Annotated in this window: 21 protein-coding genes and 1 riboswitch; of the genes, 16 read left to right on the top strand and 5 right to left on the bottom strand. The window is 55.1% G+C overall.

All coding sequences use genetic code 11. The annotated features are described in order from the left end of the window. Positions 1–15 precede the first annotated feature (15 nt). The 8 genes from PEL01S_RS00905 (at position 16) to PEL01S_RS00870 (ending at position 7,066) form a co-directional block, all read left to right on the top strand. Complete coding sequence (locus tag PEL01S_RS00905; RefSeq protein WP_127458917.1) at positions 16–1,062, top strand: ABC transporter substrate-binding protein; 1,047 nt, start codon at positions 16–18, stop codon at positions 1,060–1,062. Further along, entirely contained in the window at positions 1,059–2,012 is a 954-nt protein-coding gene (locus PEL01S_RS00900; protein WP_127458916.1) for a ferrochelatase, read from the top strand. The genes PEL01S_RS00905 and PEL01S_RS00900 overlap by 4 nt, the downstream gene beginning before the upstream one ends. 202 nt (positions 2,013–2,214) lie before the next feature. Next, positions 2,215–3,438 carry a GTP-binding protein gene (locus PEL01S_RS00895; protein WP_127458915.1) on the top strand — a complete coding sequence of 408 codons (1,224 nt, stop codon included), beginning with the start codon at positions 2,215–2,217 and terminating at the stop codon, positions 3,436–3,438. A 32-nt stretch (positions 3,439–3,470) separates the two neighbouring features. Next, positions 3,471–3,620, top strand: coding sequence for a 50S ribosomal protein L33 (gene rpmG, locus PEL01S_RS00890; RefSeq protein WP_010491717.1), 150 nt, complete (start codon positions 3,471–3,473; stop codon positions 3,618–3,620). Positions 3,621–3,691: 71 nt separating this feature from the next. After that, positions 3,692–3,892, top strand: a riboswitch (cobalamin riboswitch). Between the two features lie 178 nt (positions 3,893–4,070). Continuing rightward, positions 4,071–4,448 (top strand): (2Fe-2S) ferredoxin domain-containing protein, encoded by a 378-nt coding sequence (locus PEL01S_RS00885; protein ID WP_127458914.1) that lies wholly within the window; start codon positions 4,071–4,073, stop codon positions 4,446–4,448. 186 nt (positions 4,449–4,634) lie between these two features. Continuing rightward, positions 4,635–5,522: a cation diffusion facilitator family transporter gene (locus PEL01S_RS00880; protein ID WP_127459002.1), complete on the top strand. Its 888-nt coding sequence runs from the start codon at positions 4,635–4,637 to the stop codon at positions 5,520–5,522. Positions 5,523–5,549: 27 nt separating this feature from the next. Next, complete coding sequence (locus tag PEL01S_RS00875; RefSeq protein ID WP_239551298.1) at positions 5,550–6,332, top strand: ABC transporter ATP-binding protein; 783 nt, start codon at positions 5,550–5,552, stop codon at positions 6,330–6,332. After that, entirely contained in the window at positions 6,314–7,066 is a 753-nt protein-coding gene (locus tag PEL01S_RS00870; RefSeq protein WP_127458913.1) for an ABC transporter permease, read from the top strand. The genes PEL01S_RS00875 and PEL01S_RS00870 overlap by 19 nt, the downstream gene beginning before the upstream one ends. 61 nt (positions 7,067–7,127) lie before the next feature. Here PEL01S_RS00870 and PEL01S_RS00865 read toward each other — a convergent pair whose 3' ends face one another. After that, on the bottom strand, positions 7,128–7,895 hold the full coding sequence (locus PEL01S_RS00865; RefSeq protein ID WP_127458912.1) for a hypothetical protein: 768 nt from the start codon (positions 7,893–7,895) through the stop codon (positions 7,128–7,130). A gap of 246 nt (positions 7,896–8,141) precedes the next feature. Here PEL01S_RS00865 and PEL01S_RS00860 point away from each other — a divergent pair, with 246 nt between their 5' ends. The 4 genes from PEL01S_RS00860 to PEL01S_RS00845 all read left to right on the top strand — a co-directional run bounded on the left by PEL01S_RS00860 (position 8,142) and on the right by PEL01S_RS00845 (position 11,787). Then, positions 8,142–9,107 carry a Gfo/Idh/MocA family protein gene (locus tag PEL01S_RS00860; protein WP_127458911.1) on the top strand — a complete coding sequence of 322 codons (966 nt, stop codon included), beginning with the start codon at positions 8,142–8,144 and terminating at the stop codon, positions 9,105–9,107. A gap of 70 nt (positions 9,108–9,177) precedes the next feature. Continuing rightward, positions 9,178–10,035 carry an amidohydrolase family protein gene (locus PEL01S_RS00855; protein WP_127458910.1) on the top strand — a complete coding sequence of 286 codons (858 nt, stop codon included), beginning with the start codon at positions 9,178–9,180 and terminating at the stop codon, positions 10,033–10,035. Between the two features lie 163 nt (positions 10,036–10,198). After that, positions 10,199–10,993, top strand: a complete 795-nt coding sequence (locus PEL01S_RS00850; protein WP_127458909.1) for a sugar phosphate isomerase/epimerase family protein — start codon at positions 10,199–10,201, stop codon at positions 10,991–10,993. 131 nt (positions 10,994–11,124) lie between these two features. Continuing rightward, positions 11,125–11,787, top strand: coding sequence for a hypothetical protein (locus PEL01S_RS00845; RefSeq protein ID WP_127458908.1), 663 nt, complete (start codon positions 11,125–11,127; stop codon positions 11,785–11,787). A 60-nt stretch (positions 11,788–11,847) separates the two neighbouring features. Here the strand turns inward: PEL01S_RS00845 and PEL01S_RS00840 are convergent, their stop codons facing one another. From PEL01S_RS00840 to PEL01S_RS00830, 3 genes are read right to left on the bottom strand one after another with little or no spacing between them, the layout of a single operon-like run. Continuing rightward, positions 11,848–12,987: a glycoside hydrolase family 18 protein gene (locus PEL01S_RS00840; protein ID WP_127458907.1), complete on the bottom strand. Its 1,140-nt coding sequence runs from the start codon at positions 12,985–12,987 to the stop codon at positions 11,848–11,850. A gap of 5 nt (positions 12,988–12,992) precedes the next feature. Next, entirely contained in the window at positions 12,993–14,093 is a 1,101-nt protein-coding gene (locus PEL01S_RS00835; protein WP_063179889.1) for an acyltransferase, read from the bottom strand. Between the two features lie 42 nt (positions 14,094–14,135). Then, complete coding sequence (locus PEL01S_RS00830; RefSeq protein ID WP_127458906.1) at positions 14,136–15,461, bottom strand: glycosyltransferase family 2 protein; 1,326 nt, start codon at positions 15,459–15,461, stop codon at positions 14,136–14,138. Positions 15,462–16,012: 551 nt separating this feature from the next. Between PEL01S_RS00830 and PEL01S_RS00825 the strand changes: the two genes are divergently transcribed. Next, positions 16,013–16,477, top strand: a complete 465-nt coding sequence (locus tag PEL01S_RS00825; RefSeq protein WP_127458905.1) for a hypothetical protein — start codon at positions 16,013–16,015, stop codon at positions 16,475–16,477. Here the strand turns inward: PEL01S_RS00825 and PEL01S_RS00820 are convergent. Next, entirely contained in the window at positions 16,472–17,431 is a 960-nt protein-coding gene (locus tag PEL01S_RS00820; RefSeq protein WP_231884617.1) for an SPL family radical SAM protein, read from the bottom strand. The two genes, PEL01S_RS00825 and PEL01S_RS00820, sit on opposite strands and share 6 nt — an antisense overlap. Positions 17,432–17,531: 100 nt before the next feature. Between PEL01S_RS00820 and PEL01S_RS00815 the strand changes: the two genes are divergently transcribed. The 3 genes from PEL01S_RS00815 (at position 17,532) to adhE (ending at position 21,563) form a co-directional block, all read left to right on the top strand. Further along, positions 17,532–17,810 carry an alpha/beta-type small acid-soluble spore protein gene (locus PEL01S_RS00815; protein ID WP_063179884.1) on the top strand — a complete coding sequence of 93 codons (279 nt, stop codon included), beginning with the start codon at positions 17,532–17,534 and terminating at the stop codon, positions 17,808–17,810. Positions 17,811–18,213: 403 nt separating this feature from the next. Further along, the gene (locus PEL01S_RS00810; protein ID WP_063179882.1) at positions 18,214–18,744 is read left to right on the top strand and encodes a hemerythrin domain-containing protein; all 531 of its coding nucleotides are present in this window, start codon (positions 18,214–18,216) and stop codon (positions 18,742–18,744) included. 194 nt (positions 18,745–18,938) lie between these two features. Then, entirely contained in the window at positions 18,939–21,563 is a 2,625-nt protein-coding gene (gene adhE, locus PEL01S_RS00805) for a bifunctional acetaldehyde-CoA/alcohol dehydrogenase (RefSeq protein WP_127458903.1), read from the top strand. Positions 21,564–21,565 lie beyond the last annotated feature (2 nt).

Raw genomic sequence — 21,565 nt, 5'->3', positions numbered from 1 at the left:
GAAAAGGTGAGAGTCATGCTGCATCAGGATCAAATGAAAAATAAAAGATCGGGCTTCAAGCCTTGGCGGCTCGGAGGAACGATCGCACTTCTACTGTTCGCGACGGCGTGCGGTTCCCAAGTGGCGCCGGTCACCGGACCTGTCGACGGGAAGGCTCCGGCCGGAGCCTATCCGCGAACGATTGTGGCAGGCGGCAAGCACGAAGTGGTCGTTCCAGGCAAGCCCGAGCGCATCGCCGCGCTGTCGCTGGATACGGCCGAGATGGCGCTGGAGCTGGCCGATCCTTCCCGCTTCGTCGTTGCGCCCCGTAGCTTGGACAACGAGCAGTTGTCCGTTCATGCCGAACAAGGCAAGCTGATCGGCATCAAAATAACGGGAGCGACGAAGCTCGATCCGGAGCAGGTGCTGTCCTATAAGCCCGATCTGGTGCTGATGACGACGATTCATGACGGGGAGAAGGACGCCGATCCGATTTTGAAGCAGGCGGGCATTCCTGTACTGACCTTTAAGGAATGGGGCAGTGTTCGGCAAATCATGGACCAACTGGACCTGATCGGGCAGGCGCTCGGCGAAGAGGAGAAGGCCAAGGCGGTGACGGACCGGATGAAGAGCAAGCTGGAGGCTGTCCGAAACAAAGTCGAGGAACGTAAAGCGGCCTCCAAACCGACGGTGCTCGTCCTTTCCTCGGTAGGCCCGAATACAGGACCGTATATGATGGGACCGGACAACATATCCAGCGATCTGGTGCGGCTGGCAGGCGGCACGCCTGCTGCCGAAGCGATGGGGCTGCCTCGCACGACGAAAGCGACGATCGAGCAAATTATTCAGGCGGACCCGGATTGCATCCTGCTTTCCGACTGGGAAGGGAAGAAGGAGCAGGCGTTCCGGGAGCTGACCGGGAATCCGGGCTGGAGTACTCTGAAGGCGGTGAAAGAAGGTCGGGTCCGGGTCATGGCGGCCAAGCAGCTTGTGAACGCCAATCCGGCCGTCGTTGATTCGATCGCAGAGATTGCAGATGTACTGGAGCCGGCATCCGGTGTGAAAAAGGAGGCCGGAGCATGATCGGGATACTGCTGCCGGTGTACGGGCTGGTCCGGTCCGTCGACGAGATTGAGCCGTTCTATACGCATATCTTTCACGGGCAACCTCCGGGTGAAGAGCGGTTGAAGGATGCAATCTGGCGCTACCGGCAGCTTGGCACCTGCGATCCGCTGGCCTCCGTTACGCTAAGACAGGCGGAAGCGCTGGAGCGAAGGATCGGAGCGCTGCTTTTGGACGAAGTTAGAGTCTACGTCGGCTGCAAGCATACGCCGCCTTTCGTCCCCGATGCGGTGGAGCAAATGATCCGCGACGGCGTGCGCCGCGTGGCGACGCTTCCGGTAACGCCATTGTATACGCGGTCCGGCACGGGTGCGTACCGCAAGCAGGTTCGGGACGCGCTTCAGCGAATCGGCGTGGACCTCCCGGTTGTCGATATCGAGGGCTGGTGGGCCGAGCCGCGGTTCGTCGACCTGTTGGGGCGGCGACTTCGCTCGGCAGTGAACTGGTTGTCTGAAGATGGGCGGAGCGATTACGTCGTGCTCTTCACCGCGCACAGCCAGCCGGGACTGCCGCAAGCGAACGAGCGGTTCTGTACGGAGTTTGAAGCTTTGGCGGCAAGCGTCGCCAGGGCGGCGGGCGGCTGTCCGTGGAGGCTGGCGTACCGCAGCGGGGGACCGGCGCCGCAAGTTTGGCTGGGCCCGGATGTACGGGAGGTCATCGAGGCGGAGGCCGCGGCCGGACGCAAAGCCGTCGTCGTATGCGAGCTGATGTCGATGACCGAGAATGTGGAGGTGCTGTACGACGCAGGCATTGACTGCTGGGAGACGGCCACGAGGCATGGGATGGAGTTTGCGCGCACGGAGTTTCTAAACGATGCGTACGAGTTTATGGATATGCTGAGCCGTTACGCGGCCCGCCGCATCAGGTGCAAGGACGATGCTTCCGGTACGGCGAGCGTGCTTGGAACTTGAGATGAATAAGTGAGGACCTGCTTCCGGCTATCGTTGATGCCGGGCGGCGGGTCTTTTTTTGTATAAAAAAATGGGTGCCTGTCCCTCCAAACAAGCGGGGTACATGCCTGCGGACTGAAAATTTGTTCGTTGACAAACAATGGGCGCCTCAGTACAATGAACTTTATTAGTAATAATTACGTTTAAGAAAGGTTTGCTGACAATGGAACACAATACGACGAAAATACCGGTAACGGTGCTGAGCGGTTATTTGGGCGCAGGGAAGACGACTATTTTAAATTATGTACTGAATCATCGACATGGCTTGAAGGTGGCGGTCATCGTCAACGATCTCAGCGAAGTGAACGTCGATGCGGCGCTGGTTCAAAACGGAGGCGGACTGTCCCGCACGGAGGAAAAGCTTGTGGAAATGTCGAACGGCTGCATCTGCTGCACGCTGCGGGAAGACCTGCTGCGCGAGGTGGAGCGGCTGGCGCTCGAAGGCCGGTTCGATTACATCCTGATCGAATCGACCGGGGTGGGCGAGCCGGTGCCGGTGGCGCAGACGTTCACGTACATCGACGAAGAGCATGGCATCGATCTGTCCCGCTGGTGCCGATTGGACTGTATGGTGACGGTGGTGGACGCCTACCGGTTCTGGCACGACTATTCCTCCGGCGAATCGCTGCTGGAGAGGCAGCAGGCCGTAGGCGTGGATGATACGCGTGATGTGGTCGACCTGCTGATCAGCCAGATCGAGTTCTGCGACGTGCTTATTTTGAACAAATGCGATCTGGTTGAAGAGGAGGAGCTGAACGAGCTGGAGGGTGTACTGAGAAAGCTTCAGCCGCGGGCCAAGCTGCTGCGTACCGAGCGGGGCGAGGTGAACCCGGAGGAGATTTTGAACACCGGCTTGTTCGATTTCGATGCTGCAAGCACCTCGGCGGGCTGGATGCAGGAGCTGATGAACGACCACGATACGCCGGAGACAGAAGAGTATGGCATTTCCTCGTTCGTCTATGAGCGCCGCCGTCCGTTCCATCCCGAACGGCTTACGGCATGGATGTCGGACTGGCCGGAGAATATCGTCCGCGCGAAAGGGACGGTATGGCTGGCGAGCCGCAACGCGCTTGCGCAAAGCTTGAGCCAGGCCGGACCTTCGATTCAATTCGGCCCGGCCGGCTACTGGGTGGCCGCGCTCCCGGAAGCGGAGCGTCAGGCCATACTGGCCGAGGAGCCGGAGCTGGCGCAGCATTGGGACCCCGTCTTCGGGGACCGGACGACGAAGCTGGTCCTGATCGGGATCGCGCCGGATAGGCGGCAGATCACGGCCGAGCTGGACGCATGCCTGCTCACGGATGAGGAAATGGCCGGGGACTGGAGCCTGCTGTCCGACAGGCTTCCGAACGTGTCGACAGAGCAGCTGGAAGCGTCATTGCTGCACTAAATGGCGATTAGGCTGGAAAGGAGGTGTCCCTTATGCGCGTCATCGTTACTTTAGCCTGCACGGAATGCGGCGACCGGAATTATACGACAACCAAGAACAAGAAAACTCACCCGGGACGGCTCGAGCTTCGCAAATATTGCCCCCGGCTCAAGAAGGTTACTCTGCACCGGGAAACGCGGTAGGACGCAGCAATTGCGCGGCAGGAACATATTGACAATGCCTCCTCCCCTCGGGTATCGTTAGGTTCATAACAACCGAATACCGGGAATTAGGTGCTTCGGACCTCGTCCGAAGCTTAAAAGGGAAGACGGTGCAAATCCGTCGCGGTCCCGCCACTGTAAAGGGTGCTTGATTCAAGCTACCGCTCGGCAGCACGCCACTGAAGACACGTCTTCGGGAAGGCGCCGAGCGGGATGCCCTAAGCCAGGATACCTGCCTGATCCGATAACACGGCTGGCCCCTACGGAGCATAGGGGGTGTTAGGATACGAAGAACGGATATGCCGATGCGCGGAGCTGCTGTCTAACGGACAGAGCATTCGGGCATGCAGATACGGGTCTGAAGGGAGTATTTCTAACCGATAGGGTTGGAATGCTCCTTTTCTTTTTTTCGAAAAGAAGGAGGCGGGAATAATGACAACATGGAATTTGTCCGGTACGCGTCACCATGTGCTGATCTGCAACGGCGGGAGCTGTATGAGGCAGCAAGGCGAGGAGGTAACCAAGGCGATCCGGGAGGAGATTGCCCTGCAGCAGGCGGATGCGGTCGTCCACACGACAAGAACGCGGTGCAACGGACGGTGCGAAGATGCTTGTATCGTGATCGTCTATCCGGAGGGCGTCTGGTACAAAGAAATGACCCCCGAGCTGGGTCGGGAGTTGGTGAAGGAGCATTTGCTCGGCGGACGTCCGATGCGGGAGCAGGTCCTCTATACGTATCAGGAAGGTTTCGTCGGGACGACCCGCGGGTCTGAAGGAACGCCGAAACCGCAGCCTTCGGGCGACCGTTGAGCATCGGCTTTGCAGCCTCTCGCATTCTGTGCTATAATATTTGAATGTTATTTTTTTGAGCGTGGTGATGGTTATGAGTTTGCGTAGGACTGATTTTCGTCATAAAAAAGCTTTTCCAACCCTTGGCCGGACGGCTGAGGGTTTTTTGTTTCCTATGGGAAAAAGTTCTGGCGGGGGTCATAAATGATGGGTAAAGGGAACAATGCTTCCATTGTGGCGGTGTGGATCAGCCTTGTCAGCAATATCGTGCTGACGCTGCTCAAGCTGACCGTCGGCTTTCTATCCGGCAGCCAAGTGCTGCTTGCGGACGGCGTGCACAATGCCGGCGACGTCATTGCGACGGCTGCGGCATTAAGTTCGATGCGCATTAGTAAGCGTCCGGCGGACGACGACCACCCGTACGGACACGGCAAAGCCGAGGTGCTCGGCTCCGCTTTCGTGGCTATTGTACTGGCGCTCGCCGCCTTGTTCATCGGCTATCACGCCGCTACCGCGCTGTTCGAGGAACCGGTGGAAGCCAGCGTACTGGCGCTGGCCGCGGCCTTGGTTTCGTTGGCCTGGAAGCAGGCCTTGTATATGTACACGATCCGCATCGGCAGACAGACGAACAGCAAAGGGCTGATCGCTACGGCTTACGACCATCTGGCCGACGTGTACGCATCGCTTGCCGCTGTCGTAGGCATCGCGCTTGCGATGCTCGGCGAGGCTTGGAGCATTCCGTACTTGGCCTACGGCGACCCGCTCGCGGGGATTATCGTTTCGATTCTCGTGCTGAAGCTGGCATACTCGATGGGGCAGGAAGCGTTCGATGTGCTGATGGAAAAGGCGGTGAAGCCCGAGAAGCTGGGCGAATACGCGGCTCTTATCGTAACGATTCCGCAGGTGAAGCGGATCGACCGGCTTCGGGCGAGAGAGCATGGGCATTATATTTTGGTCGATCTGCGGGTCAGCATTCCGGGCGAGCTTACGGTTCAGGAAGGACACGATATTTCCCGGCAGATCAAGCGGGCGATTATGGAACGGCATGCCGATGTCGATGAGGTGCTCATCCATTTGAATCCATGGTACGAATAAGCTTTTTGCAAAAGGGGGCGCTTGCGATTGGCATCGGTATTATCGATGGAAAAGCTTGCGAAATACCGGCAGCGGGGCGGTGAAGGAAGCGCTGCGCTATTCAGCGGCATAACGGCCGAGCTGGAGGAAGGCGGTAGGGTCGCGCTGCTCGGCGCTTCCGGTCAGGGTAAAAGCACGCTGCTGCGCATCCTCGCGTGGCTGGACGCCGCAGACGAGGGAGAGCTGCGGCTGGGCGGCAAGCCGGCTTCCGAATGGAAGCCGCAGGAGTGGCGGACGAAGGTGGCTTACGTCGCACAGCAGGCCGTCATGCTGCCGGGAACCGTCGAGGACAATCTGAGCACCGTTAGCCGCCTGCACCGCCGCCCGTTCGACCGTCCGCTCGCCGCCCGCTGCATGGAAGAGCTCGGCCTCGGCGGGATGGCTTGGAGCAAGCCTGCGGGCGAGCTGTCCGGCGGCGAAAAGCAGCGGCTCGCCTTGGTCCGCTCGCTGCTGCTTCGGCCGGACGTTCTGCTGCTCGACGAAGTTACCGCATCCTTGGACCCGCACAGCCGGACGGCGGCCGAGCGGCTGCTGCGGGAATGGAACGAGCGGGAAGGGACCGCGCAGCTGTGGGTCACGCACGATCTGGAGCAGGCGCGCAGCGTCAGCCGGCGCGTATGGTTTATGGCGGAGGGAACGCTGCTGGAGAACCGGGAGACGCAGGACTTCTTTCATGCCCCGGATACGGAGCCCGGGCGCCGATTCGTGGCAGCGGTATCCGTTGCACCTCCCTCCGGGAAGGAGGAGGCGGAATGTCCAACCTGGCGTTAATCAGCACGCTGGTGTTCGTCGTCGTGACCATGCTTGTCTCCGTCTGGCAGAAGCTCGGCCTGGAGAAAGACATAGCGATCGGCACCATTCGATCTGCAGTACAGCTGCTGCTTGTCGGGTATGTGCTCCAGTTCATCTTCCATACGGACAATCCCTTATTTGTAGTGCTGATCGTCGGCGTGATGATTGCGGTCGCTTCGTGGAACGCCGGGCAGCGTGCCAAAGGCATCGCCGGCATCCGGCTGCGCATTGCCGTCGCGATTACGGCCACGGAAGCGATCACGATGACGCTGCTTCTTGGCTTCGGCATTATTCAGCCGACGCCGCAGTACATCATCCCGATCAGCGGCATTACGATCGGCAGCGCGATGATCGTCTCAGGCTTGCTGCTGAACGAGATGAAGCGGGAGCTGGAATCCTCCCGAGGCGAGATCGAAGCCTTGCTGGCGCTCGGCGCGGCGCTGCGGCAGGCGATTCAGCAGTCGCTCAAGCGCTCGATCAAGTCCAGCATGATTCCGACGATCGACGGGATGAAAACGGTCGGTCTCGTTCAGCTTCCGGGCATGATGACCGGGATGATCGTGGCGGGAGCGAATCCGGTCGAAGCGGTACGGTACCAGATTTTGATCATGTTTGTGCTTTCTTCCTCGGCGGCGATTACGGGAATGCTGCTTGGGCTGATCAGCTACAAGCTGTGGTTTACCCGTGACGGCCGTTTGCGGCCGGGCGGATAGATGCGCCAAAATACCCTTCAAATCCGCCTGTAAAGCGGAGATGAAGGGTATTTTGGATTTGTCACGATTCTTGTTTTTGAATTTTGGACGGGTTGTTGATTTTATACGGCACGGGATGCCGCGTAAGCTTCTTGGCAATGATCTTTGCCTCAAAGGTAATCGTGTCGCCGATATCAAGTTCCAGCTTCTTCATCGTGGCGCTGTTGCTGGACCAGGCTTCGCCGATTTCGGTCGCCGGATCGGCGATGGAAACCGCCTCGTAAATAATCACTTCATCGTCATTGTCGGAGAAATTGTTGGGTACGGTTGTAAATTGTTTTACCGTGGCGGTCATTTTAACTTTTTCTTCCGGAAGCTGCAGCTTCGGCGCTTTTTCTTTCTTGGCCTTCCCTTTTGTCGGCTGTTCTGTGGCCTCTGGCTCTTCGGCCTGAGGCTTCTTAGCCTCGGGGGCTTCAAGCTCCGGGGTTTCCTTCGCAGGAGACGCTGATGATGTTTCGGCTGCCGTAACCGCTGGAACGGCGTTCTCCGGTTCCGCCGCATCCTCTGCACCGACGGCAGATTTCTGCCCGTAAGTTGAAGCCTGCATCTCCTTCAGGTAGGACGGGTGGATGCAGTGCAGCCGCTTATCTTCCAATTCGATGACTGCCGTCATTTTATCGACATAGCCGATCAACCGGCAGGCCAGTATTAGCCCGTTTCTCTTGTAGAAAAAGGTTTTGGCTTTGGTCGCTTTCTCCGAAAGCAAATTCCATTCTTTGCATTGCTCAATGAGTGCCGCCTCGTCGCTAAAAGCGGTATAAGCCGCAGGCTCGATAAGGAATGGTTGCACCTGATCTTCTCTCCATTTCGTTTATACTGCCGCGTTTGTCGTTTCAACTAAAGTATACAGCATCTGCAAGGGAATATAAATGTATGCCTAAGCTGCTTGTTTTTCAGTGGAGCTGGTCAACACCCTGCACATTATTGCGCGGCTTTGTCGGATCTTGATCTATACATTTCAAAAACGTTGCGTTAGAATGGGAATCAATTTAGCGGATATTTCACGACTAAGAATAGAAGCGGAGGTTGTCAGTCTATGAAAGCGCTGTTGGCGGGGTTGGGAGTCGCCGGGTTCGGCATGTACAAGAAGCTGAGGCAGCATGAGGGGATGGACGTTGCGGTCGTCGAGCCCAATCCGGCGATGAAAGAGAAGCTCGGCGCGGACGATACGCCTTTTTATACTTCGCTGGAGGAAGCGCTTTCGGCGGAAAAGCCGGATATTTTCGTCAATGTGACACCGCCTCATGTGCATACCGCCATCAACAACCGGGTGTTCGATCTTGGGCTGCCGGTGCTGTGCGAGAAGCCTATCGCTTTTGATTACAACGAATCGATTCAGATCGTGGAGCGGTCCGTGAAGGAGCGGATTCCGTTCATGATCGCGGAAAACTACCGCCGCTTCCCGTACATGCGGAAGCTGAAATCGCTGCTCGACGCCGGAACGATCGGCATGGTGTCGACCATCGACGTTCAGTTTTACCGCTACCATCACACGCAGCGCAACTATACCGTCAGCTTGCTGGACGATATCGCGGTGCACCATTTCGATCTGATGCGCTATTTGACCGGGAAGGAGGGTGTCCGGATTTTTGCCCGGAACTTCAATCCGGTCGGCAGTTGGAGCGCGGAGCCGGCGAACATAAACCTGTACGCGTTACTGGAGATGGAGGACGGGATCGCGGTAAGCTATACCGGCTCGATTACGTCCCGAGGCGAACAGACCGAATGGGGCGGGAATTGGCGAATCGAAGGGACGACAGGCGTCATCGAGGTGAAAAATAAGTTGCTGCTTCTGTTCAAGGACGGCGCCGTCACCCGCTTCGAAGATTATAGCGACGTTGTGGCAACGGATACGCTCACCGAGTTCCTCGATTCGCTGCGCGAAGGCCGGGAAAGCGAGTCAAGCGGACGCGATTATCTTCGGACGCAAGGGCTGGTGTATTCTGCGACCGAATCGAGCCGCGAAGGCCGGGCTCTGGATATTCAGCAGCACCGAATATAAAATGAAGACGAGAATAAGCGCGATGCACTGCGCTGCGGACAAATGGCGGCATCATTAAGGGGGAACTAAGGTGAGAATCGATGCGCACCAGCATTACTGGAAGCTAGAACGAGGAGATTATGGCTGGATTACGCCGGAGATGAGCGTATTATATCGAGATTACGAGCCGCGCGATTTGGAGGCTCATCTGGCGGCGAACCGGATCGACCGAACGATTGTCGTTCAAGCGGCGCCTACGCTGTCGGACACGGACTATATGCTGGAACTGGCCGGGCGATCCGAACGCATTGCTGGGGTCGTCGGCTGGATCGACCTTGAGCGTCCGGATTACCGGGAGCAGTACCGGAATTTGAAGCGGCATCCGGCGTTTGTCGGCTTTCGGACCATGATTCAAGAGATGGAGCGGGCGGAAGACATGCTCCGGCCGCACATCGTTGAGGCGATGCGATTTTTTGCCGAGGAAGACTTTCCGGTGGATCTGCTGCTGAAGTCGCATCAGCTGCCGGCGGTGCTCAAGCTGCTGGAACAGACACCGAACCTGCGGGCGGTGATCGACCATATCGCGAAGCCGCAAATCGCCGCAGGCGAATGGGGGCCCTGGAGCGGACAATTGGCGGAGGCCGCAGCGTCCAACCCGCGGCTGTACTGCAAACTGTCGGGAATGGTCACGGAAGCCGACCATCGGAATTGGAAGCCGGAGCAGATCGTCCGGTATGTGCGGCATGTGGTGTCCGTTTTTGGCACGGACCGGGTCATGTTCGGCAGCGATTGGCCCGTTTGCCTGCTGGCGGCAAGCTACGATCAGGTCGTGGAGCTGCTGGACAGCGCGCTTCCCGGCGGACTCGGGGAATCGGAGCGGGAAGCCGTCTTTGGCGGCAACGCCCTTCGATTCTACAAGCTGGAGCATCTGTTACTAAGCGGATCGTAAAAACGCAGTTATAGCATAGAAGAGACACGCGTTATATATATGGCGCGGTCTCTTTTTTCTTACAAACAGCCGTCAGCGGGGACGGGGGATTGCGTTCTTGACGAAAGCATCGGTGTAGGCTATGCTTCCTTGAAGATATTTTGATGCGGGAGGGGCTGCCCGGATGGCACAGTCTTACGAGAACAAGCTGTATATCGGTACGATTTTGCTGGAACGGAACCGATGGGCGGCGGAGCGCAAGCCGTCTTATGCGGTCAGCGATTGGCAGGAACGGTTTCGCGAAGACGGCTTCGACGGAATGGAGCTGTGGGAAAATCATGCGCTTCTTGCGGACGAACGTGAGCTGTCGGCGCTGGAGGCTTCGGGTCGCGTAGCGATTGTCAACTCGTATACCGGATTCGAGGATGGCGATGAGGCGGAGAGGAAACGTGAGGCGATTGCGGCTCTAGTGAAACGGCTGCGTGCGTCGGCGGTGAAATTCAATCTTGGTGCCGATCTCGCCCAGCTTCCGGTTTACATCGCCAACGTCAAGCGCTGGGCGGAGCTGCTGCCCGCGGATTGCCGGATATTGTGCGAGTGTCACCCGGGAACGGCCGCGGAGCATCCCGATGCCGCCGCGGAAATGCTGCGCCGGTTAGGGGACGGGCCGTTCCAAGCGATCGTGCATCCGTTCTACTGCATGGGAGAGCTCGAAGATTGGTTCAAAAAGCTGGGGTCCGCGATTACTCATGCACACGTGCAGCTTCGTGACGAGGACAATCGTTTCATCCGGTTAAGTCACCGGCTGGAGCTCGTTAAAGACCGGCTGGCATGGATGAGACGCATGGGCTTTCGCGGCTCGTTTACGCTGGAATTTACCGAGGGGGTCCGCGTGAATGAAGACCGGGAAACATTGTACGAATCGGCGCTTGAAGATTTGCAAATTTTGCGTAACATTTGGAGCGAAAATCCGTCTTAAAGATTGGAGGGAGGTTGGATGTTGCCAGCGGGCCCTCTGAAATCCCGACCGCCGTCGGAAGGAAAGGAGTGATTTGCAGCTATTTTGCACACGAAGATCAAAGACATAAAGGATAGCGGGGAGGAGAGTACATGGAATTTGCCATTTCCATAGCGCTTTCCACATTAGAAACGGTTACCATATTTGTATTGATATTCGTGCTGTTCCGATATAGGAAATTCTATCGTCTTTGGGCCGTTGCCGGTCTTGGTATTGCTCTTGCCGCATGGTCTTTATTTATACGGATGGTTTTGTTCCTGCCGACGCTGGATTTGATAGGTCAATTGATTGCCATGTACATATTTTTAAAATTCGTTTACCGCATTCGCTGGTTTTACGCAATGATCATGTTATTTTTTGCTTACGGGCTTTATCTGCTGCTTCAAGGCTTGATTTTGCTGCTAATCATCTATGGTACCGATGATGGGATACACGATTACAACGATATCACGGCGAACCCAATATTTATGCTGCAACTGGTATCGTTTCTGCTCGGGCTCGGCGTAGCATGGCTGGTGAAAAAGAAAAACTGGGGCTTCACCTTCATCTCCTATCACCGGCTGAGGAAGGAAAGCTGGACCGGGCTTAATCGATGCATTCTCGGAAGTCTGATCGTTATCGGCATGCTTATTCCGGTCGGGGTGTTCGCCGTAGTGTATGGGTACAGTAACATATACTCCATGATCATGTTTTTTATTTTCTTTTTCTGGGTTTATTTGCTTTTGCTTTTTTTTCAAAAAGATTACTCCGAATAAATCGGTTTTATGGATGCGCACCTTATCGTATTTGCGGTAAGGTGCGCTTGCCGATCTCCTCTACATTTGCAGCTGCTCCGAAAGAAACTTGACCAATCCGTGCTCCGCATCCTGGGAATATTCCCATACCATCGCTCCGGCCAAATCCTTTTGTTGAATGTAAGCAATTTTGGCCTTCAAAGCTTCCTTGTCCTCATACGAAACGAACGTCTTGCCGTCGTACAGGTAAGCTGCCTTGGCGTGATCGTCGTAGTAACGCTTGAAGCCGTTCTTGCCGATATACTTCGCTTCAATCGTTTTATAGCTCAAGTCCACCTTGTCGATGTCGATCGGCTTGCCCTCCGCATATAATCCGTCGCCGTCGCTCTTGACCTCTTCCCAGCCGTAAGAATAAGCCGGAATGCCCATCAGGAGCTTCTGTGGATCGATCCCGTGCTCCAGGTACATCGTGATCACGGCGTCTACGCTATGCGCCGTTTTGCTGCCCGCATCGGCGTACAGATTAGAGTTATAGCCTGTCGTTTGCGACCAGCGTCCGGTCAAATCGTAGCTCATCACATTGATGAAATCGACATATTTCTCGACCTTCTTGACTTCAACATTCCGGAAATACCAATCCTGAGTCCCCGAAGCGAAGGTCAGCAAATATTTTTTTTGTTTCTTATGCGGAAGCCGGTTCAGCTTCTCCCGGAGCTCCTTCATGAGATAAGTGAAGTTTTGCGTATCCTCGGGTCGGGATTTCTGTGTGTTCCATGCATCCGAAGCCGGATACTCCCAGTCGATGTCGATGCCGTCCAAGTCCAGTTCTTTCACCATAGCCACGATATTGTCCGTAAATTGTCCCCGGTTCTCCGCCAGACTCGCGTCCGAGAAGCCGTCGGCCCCATAGCCTCCTACGCCCAGCACAAGATTCGTTTGGCGGTTATTCGCTCGGAGCGTCTTGATGTTCTCTCTGATTTCGGCATCGGCGTCAGAGTTCGTGTGGAAATAAAGCCGGTTTTTATCGATCTTCGCAAAAGCGATAAAGCCGATATCGACACGCGGATTCGATAGGTTGATCCGATCGATGTCGGCGCCGCTCGGAACAATATAAACGGAAGTGATTTTACGATCGCTTGTTTGCTGCTGGACGTAAAAGTATATCCCCATTCCTGCGAGCAGCAGGACGATAATGAGCTTGGTGTAGATGCTGATTTTCATGTGCATTAGCCTCTTCCGCCGAATAGTACGCGAGTCACGAATTTATTGAGATTCAGTATTTTTACGACGATGTAGCTGATGACGAACACCATGCCCAGATTGAGCAGCAGCGTGAAGACGGTTTCCGGAGCGGACCCTTCGCTTTCCACCCTGCGCGAAATCGTCAGCTCAACCAAAAGATGGATCAAATAAATGCTGAAGCTCGCCTTCGCCATGGAGCCGATCAGCCTCTGGATTTTGTAATTGAGCTTTTCGCCCAAAATACAATTTTTCTCTTGAAAGTACAGAAACAGCCCGACCGCCATGAAAAAGGTCGTAATCGAATAATTCCCGTAGAACATTTCGTCCAGGACCCCGCTATAAAAGGAGGCAAAATAAGTCGCAATCGGCGTCACGAAAAAAGAGACGACTCCGATGTTAAACAGCAGCGACTTCACCTTCGCAGGCAGCTCGTAATGGAAGAGATAGTAGCCGAGAATGAAATAACCGAGATATCCCATAAACAAAGGAATATTCAGGATCGGGACATAGATGCTTTCGGAGGCGACCCGAAATACCATATCCGATATGAAACGGTAGACGATGCTTATCGCGAACCAGAGGATTAAATAATACCGTAGCTCCTTTTCCGAGCAAGCTTTAACGAGCCGGCTGACCAAGGGCACCGTGACATAGATGGCGATGATCGCATACAGGAACCACAGGTGTATGTAATTACGGTCGATGATGAGCCGATAGACGAAATCGGTAAAAAACTGAAGGATCGTCAGGTTGCTTTTGAGAATAAAATATTGGTTGTAGGCATCGTAGATGAGTGACCAGCTTACGAGCGGGATGGCTAACGGCAGAATGCGTTTCTTATAAAATTCCCTGTACGAGGTGACCTCGGTCCGCAAAATCATGGCTCCGCTAATCATGAAAAAGACGGGAACCGCGAATCGGGCGATCGAATTCAGCACATTGCTGATCCACCAGGCTATCGTATTGAAATCATTCGTCCGGGTCAGCAAATCCGCAGTAATATGAAGGATGATTACGGCGAGAATGGAGATGATCCGCAGCATGTCGATGTAGATGATGCGGTTATTTTTCATTAGGTTGTCCATAACATCCTCCTACCGAGTCTATCGTCAATGAATTGCAGGGGTTCAGCTAATGGAAGCGACGCCTTTCCGCTCCACGTATCCCCAGCCTTCGTCGTTGTCGAAATATTTGAGCGTTCCGACAATATTGATATACAGTACGACGTTCCGGTACGTGAGCAGCTCCGCCTGGCTGAACAGGAACATGCGGATGTAATCTTTCATCGTGTAGGTGCTTCCGAATTTTTTGCATAGGTAAAAGGCGATGATCATCTGCACCGCATTGACTGCGACCGTAATGGCGAAAAGGATTAGCGCATGCCCCAAGCTTTGCTGGGTTATCAGCAATTGAACGATATAAATCAAACTGGTGAAGGCGGCAATCGTACCGAGAACAAATCCGTCGATGGCAAAAAACAGGCTGACACCTCTGCTGAAGCGATGCGAGAGCTTGGACCAATAAAGGAGGATGCAGTCGATGAATGCCTTTTGCCAACGAATCCGCTGCTTGTAGAAATTGACCATATTTTCCGGACATTCGGTATAGCAGACCGCTTCCGGCGCGTAGACGAGCTTTTTGGCCAACCGATTCGCTTTCATATATTCGTGAATTTTCAATGTAATATCGATATCTTCGCCGACCGTGCTGCGAAAGCCGTTCACCTTGACTAGAATATCCTTGTAAAACGCGCCGAACGCGCCGGAGATGACGACGATGGAATTAAAGACGGATTGTGTCAGCTTCCGAACGTAGAAGCCATGGATATAGTTGATGGTTTGGCTCTTGATGATGCCTTTTCCAGTAAATTTCTCAACGATGACGCCGTTCTTTTTCTCCGCGCCTTGTACGATCTTCACCGTGCCGCCCAAGGCGATCACGTCCGGGTCGTGGAAATATTGACTCACATACTGAAGGGAACGGGCTTCAAGCATACTGTCGGCATCAAGCGTAATTACGATGTCGGATACGGCGTAATCAATGCCCGCGTTCAGCGAGTCGGCTTTGCCGCCGTTATGCTTGTCGATGACGAAAATATGGGGGTACTTCGCCGATTGATAGAAGCCTTTGAGCGGCTTGTAGACAAGCTGTCCGCCGGGCTCCCGATGCCGGGACTCCAGAACTAACAGCTCATGCAGCTTCGACAGCGTGTCGTCCTTGGAGCCGTCGTTGACGATAATCACCTCGTGATTGCAGTAGTTCAGGCCGTTCATCGCATCGATGCAATTTTTGATCGTAAGCTCTTCGTTGTAGGCGGGAACCAACACCGAAATGGACTTCTCGGGCAGGCTTTCGTCGAGCTTCTTCACCTTGCCGAACAGCAAGGGAATAACCGTGTACAACAGCTGAAAGACAAGGAACACGATCGTTGTGACATATAAAACGTACTGCATCTCCTACTCCCTCTACTTTCTCTTTATCTGTATTTTGCGGTGAAACGGCAAGCCTGCTTGGCTTAGGACTAGGCTTTTTCTGTAAAAAATAGTCCTTTTTAGCTATCATAGTGGACGAACCATTTCGTGTAAAACTGCTACAAATTTCAATAAAACGAATACATTGCTATTTTTCTGCGGCAATCTCCTAATACATCCATTTTCTACATGGATTATGCTAACAAGATTTGTTAGTTTAGTTTATTTTTTCTTGACTTTTCTGGGGGCAGTTTGCTTGGGATTCTTGTTGCAGGAACATGGTTGATAGGGAAAGAAAGCTCCTATGCTCTAACGGCTGGGTAATTAGTCTCATGACGTTGTTGGGGGAAGGAACGGCCTGGTGCGGTAAAAGGGAGAGAGCGGATGCGGAACAGAAGCGGATCAACGCCGAAGAAGGCCGGGTCGCACCATGTGGACGGCTTTTACCTGCGTCTTTGTGGCCCATCATGCATAGCCGCCATCCTTCGGACGGATACTTTACCTATCGCTGCCTGAACCGAAGGAGGTGTGGCATGAAAAAATTGCTGCTTTCGTTATGGATCGTACTTCTATGCGTATTGTCCACCCCGGCGAGCGCGCAGGATCGGAATCTGCCGATTCCTTATAGTCAGGAAGATATCGATATGCTGGGCGGTCCCCAGGGTAACTACCAGACGGAGGCTTACCGCTCGGGACGAGGGGGCTATTCCAGTGGCCGAAGGGGATATACGCCGACGCCCGGCACAAGGACGCCTGTTGGCAATGTCCGCACAACCCCCGCGACTCCGGCGCCGTCTCCTGTCCGCGGCGGATTGGGCGGCATCCTTGGGGGCTTTGCGGCCGGCGCGCTTTTCGGCAGCATCTTGAACCCGTTCGGCGTGTTCGGAGGAGGGGGTGCGCCGGTACATGGGGGGTTCTCGCTTCTCGGCATCCTTTTTTGGGGCGTGGTCTTGTTCTTTTTGTACCGCTTGTGGAAAGGGCTCCGAAAATCCTCATAGATCAAGCGCAAAAGCGAGCTGCACCGGCTTATCGTCTTCGGGGCTTTCCGCTTGAATCGGCTTAGCTCCGCTCTCAGGCATGTACGCAGGAATGCCGGCCCGTTCAAGAAGCCGGGCAAGCTGCGAGCGGATCTGCTCCCGGTACGCTTTGGGGGCGGTCGGGGAATGTCCGTACCAATCGGCATACGAGCCGACCAAGCGGGGATACGCTTGCCGGAGTGTCCCGAAAAACCACGATTTCACTTCGGCCGTGTTCAAGCGGAGCACCGATCCCATGACGAAGCACGCTTTGGCTTCGGCGGCTTGCTCTACGACCTGTTCCATGTCTTCCGTTTGGTCGGTCAGGAAGGGGAGAATCGGAGCCATAAAAATTCCGGCTTCGATACCTTCCTGCCTTAGCCCTTGAAGCGCCTTGATCCGCTGGGCCGGAGCGGGAGACATCGGCTCGAAGCTGCGCCAAATGCGCTTATCGAGCGTATTCAGGCTGATGTTGACCGAGCTTCCGGGCAGCTTGCGGAGCAGATCGATATCGCGCAAAATCAAGGGAGAGCGCGTCGTTATGCTGACCGGCAGCCGGTAGGCGGCCAGCACTTCGAGACATTGGCGCGTGAGCTTCAAGCGGCCCTCAAGCGGCTGGTAAGGGTCCGTAGCGGTACCGATTGCGATTCGGCCCAGCCTGCTTCGTCCGCCCTTGGCGCGCAGCATGCGTTCGACTTGCGCTTGCAGTGCTTCCGGCGCATTGTCTTTGTACAGGATGTGATGCTGAAACGTATCATCGGCTTCCATTCCAAGGAAGGCGTGGGTCGAACGGGCATAGCAGAAGCTGCAGCCGTGCTGGCAGCCGCGGTACGGATTGATCGACCAATCGAACGGCATGGACGGGGCTTTAACGGGATTCAGCAGTTGCTTGGCGCGGACAGGCTCGTATCGGGTTTGCAGCGGCAAGGCGAACACCTCCATAGTTACAAATACACGAATATACGTTCTGTTTATTGGTTTAAAGTATACATGGGAACAAACGTTCCTGCAACTGGGAAACAAAGGAGGAGTTACGATGGCAAGAAGACGCAGCCGCACGCCGGTCGTGCCCGGAGCGAATCAGGCGCTGGACCGGCTGAAGTCGGAGGTTATGCGCCGGCAAGGCTATGCCGTCGATCCGAACCGCCCGGATCTGGTGAAATACGAGGTGGCCAAGACGCTTGGCATTCCGCTGAGCCCCGGAAATAACGGCCAGCTCTCGACCGAGCAAGCGGGCAAGATCGGCGGGCCGATCGGCGGAAGCATGGTGCGCGAGATGATTCGGCTCGCCCAAGAACAGTTGGCTAAACGCTGACCCGCAGAACAACCGCATGAAAACCAAGCTCCATCCGAAAGGGCCGGTCTGCAGTGAAGTGACCGAGCTCTTTTTTGTTGTGCTGAAAATTTACTATAGACCATGCGGTGGAGTTGAACCTTGGATTGTTCATCGAGGGGGCGTTTCGGTGGATGTCGGTTGCGATAACGTTTTTTTAATTTTTTAAAATTGTCGAATGATATCGAAATATATTGAAGTGAGTAAACAGGAATTTGGAGATATAAGTGGATATTACCGTGTTTATCAACGGAAAATGAACCGGGCCCGTGTCGGATTTTGTTGTCGGAATATGTCCCTTTTGTGACTAGTGATTTTTTTCACAGTGTATTTCTTCCATCGCGGTTACAATGAAGTCAATCCCAATACGAGGAGGATTGTTTCAATGAGTACGATAACGGAAGCCAGCGTTCAAAGCGCGCGTCCGACCCGGTTTATGGATGCGGTGGACCGTCTCAAGGAAGAGCACGACGCCTTAAAAATCCGGCTGTCCGCGGTGCAGGCCAAGGCTCAATCGGTCGGAAAGATGAAAACTGTTCCGGAAGCGATGGCGCTTCTCCAGCAGCTGCGGGAGGAAATTACGGATTTCCGCACCGAATTGGACCGGCATGCGACCTGGGAGGAGCGGGAGCTGTTCCCTTTACTCTGCAGTTATTTCAATAAATATTCCGGTCCGTCCATGATGCCGTCCTTCTGGGTGATGGAAAAAGATCACGAGCTTGCGGAAACGTTCATCGATTCCTTTATTGAGTCGGTAGACCGGCTGTCCTTGCCAAGCCGGGAAGCGATCCGCGAAACGAGCTCGCATCTGATTCAGGCGTGTCTCATTCTGAACGAGCACCTGAATCTGGAGGAAGACGTCGTTTATCCGATGGCGGAACAGATTCTTGACGATATCGATAGTTTATTTTCTTAACATACAGCATAGATTCAGGATATATTTAGGAGGGGGGGGATGCCGATGAATCTCATCACCTGTGAGCAATGCGGCAAGACGAAGGGCGAAGGCCCGGCGGGTACTTCATGGATTTGCAACGACTGCCGTGTTGTTCCACCGTCCAATCCGGACAAACGGGACCCAAATCAGCCACAATAACGCAAGCGACACGAATGGAGGAAGAATCAATGGCCGTTAAAGAAGTGAAAGCCGACGCAAAAGCAGCCGCGCTCGAGGAAGTGAACAAGCTCGTAGCCCGGGCAAAAAAAGCGCAAGAAGCATATCTGAAGCTGGACCAATCCCAAGTGGACGATATTGTGCAGCATATGGCGCTTGCCGGGCTCGACCGGCATATGGTATTGGCGAAAATGGCGGTAGAAGAAACCGGCCGCGGGGTATACGAAGACAAAATCACCAAAAACATCTTCGCGACCGAGTACATCTACCACAGCATCAAGCATAACAAGACGGTCGGCGTGATCGATAACAACCCGTACGAGCACTACAAGACGGTGGCTGAGCCGGTCGGGATCATCGCCGGGGTGACGCCGGTCACGAACCCGACGTCGACGACGATGTTCAAATCGCTGATCGCCGCCAAAACGCGCAACCCAATCATCTTCGCGTTCCATCCGTCGGCGCAGCGCTCCAGTGTCGCAGCTGCCTCTACGCTGCTGGAAGCGGCCGTGAAGCACGGAGCGCCGGAGCATGCGATTCAGTGGGTAGAGAATCCGTCGGTCGAGGCGACCCAGCTTCTGATGAATCATCCGGACGTAGCGCTGGTGCTCGCAACGGGCGGTTCCTCCATGGTGAAGGCGGCTTACAGCACCGGCAAACCGGCGCTTGGCGTAGGACCGGGCAACGTGCCTTGCTTTATCGAGAAGACGGCTGATCTGCCACAGGCAGTAACAGACCTGATTCTTTCCAAAACATTCGACAACGGGATGATTTGCGCTTCCGAGCAGGCGGTTATTCTGGAAGAGCCGATTTACGAGCAAGCCAAAAAGCTGATGAAGGAGCTCGGCTGCTACTTCCTGAACGCCGAAGAAACCGAAGCGGTATCGAAGCTGGTCATTAACCCCGAGAAATGCGCGGTTAACGCGGTCATCGTCGGCCAGCCAGCCGCGAAGATCGCAGCCATGGCCGGCCTTACGGTACCAAACGACACGAAGGTACTCGTAGCCGAGCTGAAGGGCGTAGGCGACGCCTACCCGCTGTCTGCGGAGAAGCTGAGCCCGGTGCTCGCTTGCTATAAAGTGAAAAATGCGGCGCACGGCATTGAACGCGCGGCAGAAATCGTCGCCTTCGGCGGCATGGGGCATTCCTCGGTCATCCATTCCAAGAACGAGGAAATCATTCAGGCATTCGCGGCTCGACTGCAAACCGGACGCGTCATCGTCAATGCGCCGTCGACTCACGGGGCGATCGGAGACATCTACAACACGAACCTGCCTTCGCTGACGCTCGGCTGCGGCTCCTACGGGCATAACTCAACGACTGCCAACGTTTCCGCCGTCAACCTGCTCAACCTGAAGCGTGTCGCCGAAAGGACGGTCAATATGCAGTGGTTCAAGGTGCCGCCGAAAGTATATTTTGAAAAAGGCTCGACGCAATATCTGGAGAAAATGCCCGATATTACCCGGGTGATGATCGTCACCGACGCAATGATGGTGAAGCTCGGCTACGTAGAGCGCTTGGAGTACTACCTGCGCAAGCGGAAGCAGCCCGTTGCTATCGAGGTGTTCTCCGAGGTTGAACCTGATCCTTCCGTCGATACGGTAGACCGCGGTACGGCCCGCATGGCCGCATTCAAGCCGGACTGCATTATCGCGCTGGGCGGCGGATCGCCGATGGACGCGGCCAAAGCGATGTGGCTGTTCTATGAATATCCGGACACAAGCTTCGATTCGCTCAAGCAGAAGTTTCTTGACATCCGCAAGCGGGTGTACAAATATCCGCGCCTCGGTCAAAAAGCGAAGTTCGTCGCGATCCCGACGACATCGGGCACCGGGTCGGAAGTAACTTCCTTTGCAGTCATTACCGATAATCATAAAGGCAACACCAAGTACCCGCTTGCCGATTACGAGCTGACGCCGGACGTGGCGATTATCGACCCGGAATTCGTCTACAGCTTGCCGAAAACGGCCGTTGCGGATACGGGGATGGACGTGCTTACGCATGCGATCGAAGCGTATGTCTCGGTGATGGCGAACGATTATACGGACGGACTCGCAATGAAAGCCATTCAGCTTGTATTCGAGCATCTGGAAAATTCGTTCCATACCGGCGATCCGCTGGCACGGGAAAAAATGCATAACGCTTCGACGATTGCCGGTATGGCCTTCGCCAATGCCTTCTTGGGCATCAACCACAGCTTGGCGCACAAATGGGGCGGCGAATATCATACGGCGCACGGCCGCACAAACGCGATTCTGATGCCGCACGTCATCCGGTACAATGCACAGAAGCCGACCAAGTTCGCATCGTTCCCGAAATACAATCATTTCATCGCGGACAAACGGTACGCCGAGATTGCTAGAGTGCTGGGCCTGCCGGCGAAAACGACGGAAGAAGGCGTGAACAGCCTGATCGCCGCGGTGCGCAAGCTGAATCAATCGCTTGGCATTCCGGAGAGATTCCAGGATCTCGGCTTCGATCCGGCAGACTTCGAAGCGAAGGTCGATGGGCTCGCGGACCGCGCGTTCGAGGACCAATGTACGACAGCGAATCCGCGGTTGCCGCTCGTGACGGAGCTGGCGGACGTTTACCGTAATGCGTTCTACGGGAAATTCGAATAAAA

This window comes from Paenibacillus elgii NBRC 100335, from assembly GCF_004000865.1.
Lineage (GTDB): Bacteria > Bacillota > Bacilli > Paenibacillales > NBRC-103111 > Paenibacillus_G > Paenibacillus_G elgii.
Note: the sequence above shows the minus strand (reverse complement) of the source record. Positions and strands in the feature narration are given on the sequence as shown.

Coding starts and splice junctions, on each gene's coding strand:
- PEL01S_RS00905 (WP_127458917.1), top strand. CDS start 16: ATGCTGCATCAGGATCAAATGAAAAATAAAAGATCGGGCTTCAAGCCT.
- PEL01S_RS00900 (WP_127458916.1), top strand. CDS start 1,059: ATGATCGGGATACTGCTGCCGGTGTACGGGCTGGTCCGGTCCGTCGAC.
- PEL01S_RS00895 (WP_127458915.1), top strand. CDS start 2,215: ATGGAACACAATACGACGAAAATACCGGTAACGGTGCTGAGCGGTTAT.
- rpmG (WP_010491717.1), top strand. CDS start 3,471: ATGCGCGTCATCGTTACTTTAGCCTGCACGGAATGCGGCGACCGGAAT.
- PEL01S_RS00885 (WP_127458914.1), top strand. CDS start 4,071: ATGACAACATGGAATTTGTCCGGTACGCGTCACCATGTGCTGATCTGC.
- PEL01S_RS00880 (WP_127459002.1), top strand. CDS start 4,635: ATGGGTAAAGGGAACAATGCTTCCATTGTGGCGGTGTGGATCAGCCTT.
- PEL01S_RS00870 (WP_127458913.1), top strand. CDS start 6,314: ATGTCCAACCTGGCGTTAATCAGCACGCTGGTGTTCGTCGTCGTGACC.
- PEL01S_RS00860 (WP_127458911.1), top strand. CDS start 8,142: ATGAAAGCGCTGTTGGCGGGGTTGGGAGTCGCCGGGTTCGGCATGTAC.
- PEL01S_RS00850 (WP_127458909.1), top strand. CDS start 10,199: ATGGCACAGTCTTACGAGAACAAGCTGTATATCGGTACGATTTTGCTG.
- PEL01S_RS00845 (WP_127458908.1), top strand. CDS start 11,125: ATGGAATTTGCCATTTCCATAGCGCTTTCCACATTAGAAACGGTTACC.
- PEL01S_RS00840 (WP_127458907.1), bottom strand. CDS start 12,987: ATGAAAATCAGCATCTACACCAAGCTCATTATCGTCCTGCTGCTCGCA.
- PEL01S_RS00835 (WP_063179889.1), bottom strand. CDS start 14,093: ATGGACAACCTAATGAAAAATAACCGCATCATCTACATCGACATGCTG.
- PEL01S_RS00830 (WP_127458906.1), bottom strand. CDS start 15,461: ATGCAGTACGTTTTATATGTCACAACGATCGTGTTCCTTGTCTTTCAG.
- PEL01S_RS00825 (WP_127458905.1), top strand. CDS start 16,013: ATGAAAAAATTGCTGCTTTCGTTATGGATCGTACTTCTATGCGTATTG.
- PEL01S_RS00815 (WP_063179884.1), top strand. CDS start 17,532: ATGGCAAGAAGACGCAGCCGCACGCCGGTCGTGCCCGGAGCGAATCAG.
- PEL01S_RS00810 (WP_063179882.1), top strand. CDS start 18,214: ATGAGTACGATAACGGAAGCCAGCGTTCAAAGCGCGCGTCCGACCCGG.
- adhE (WP_127458903.1), top strand. CDS start 18,939: ATGGAGGAAGAATCAATGGCCGTTAAAGAAGTGAAAGCCGACGCAAAA.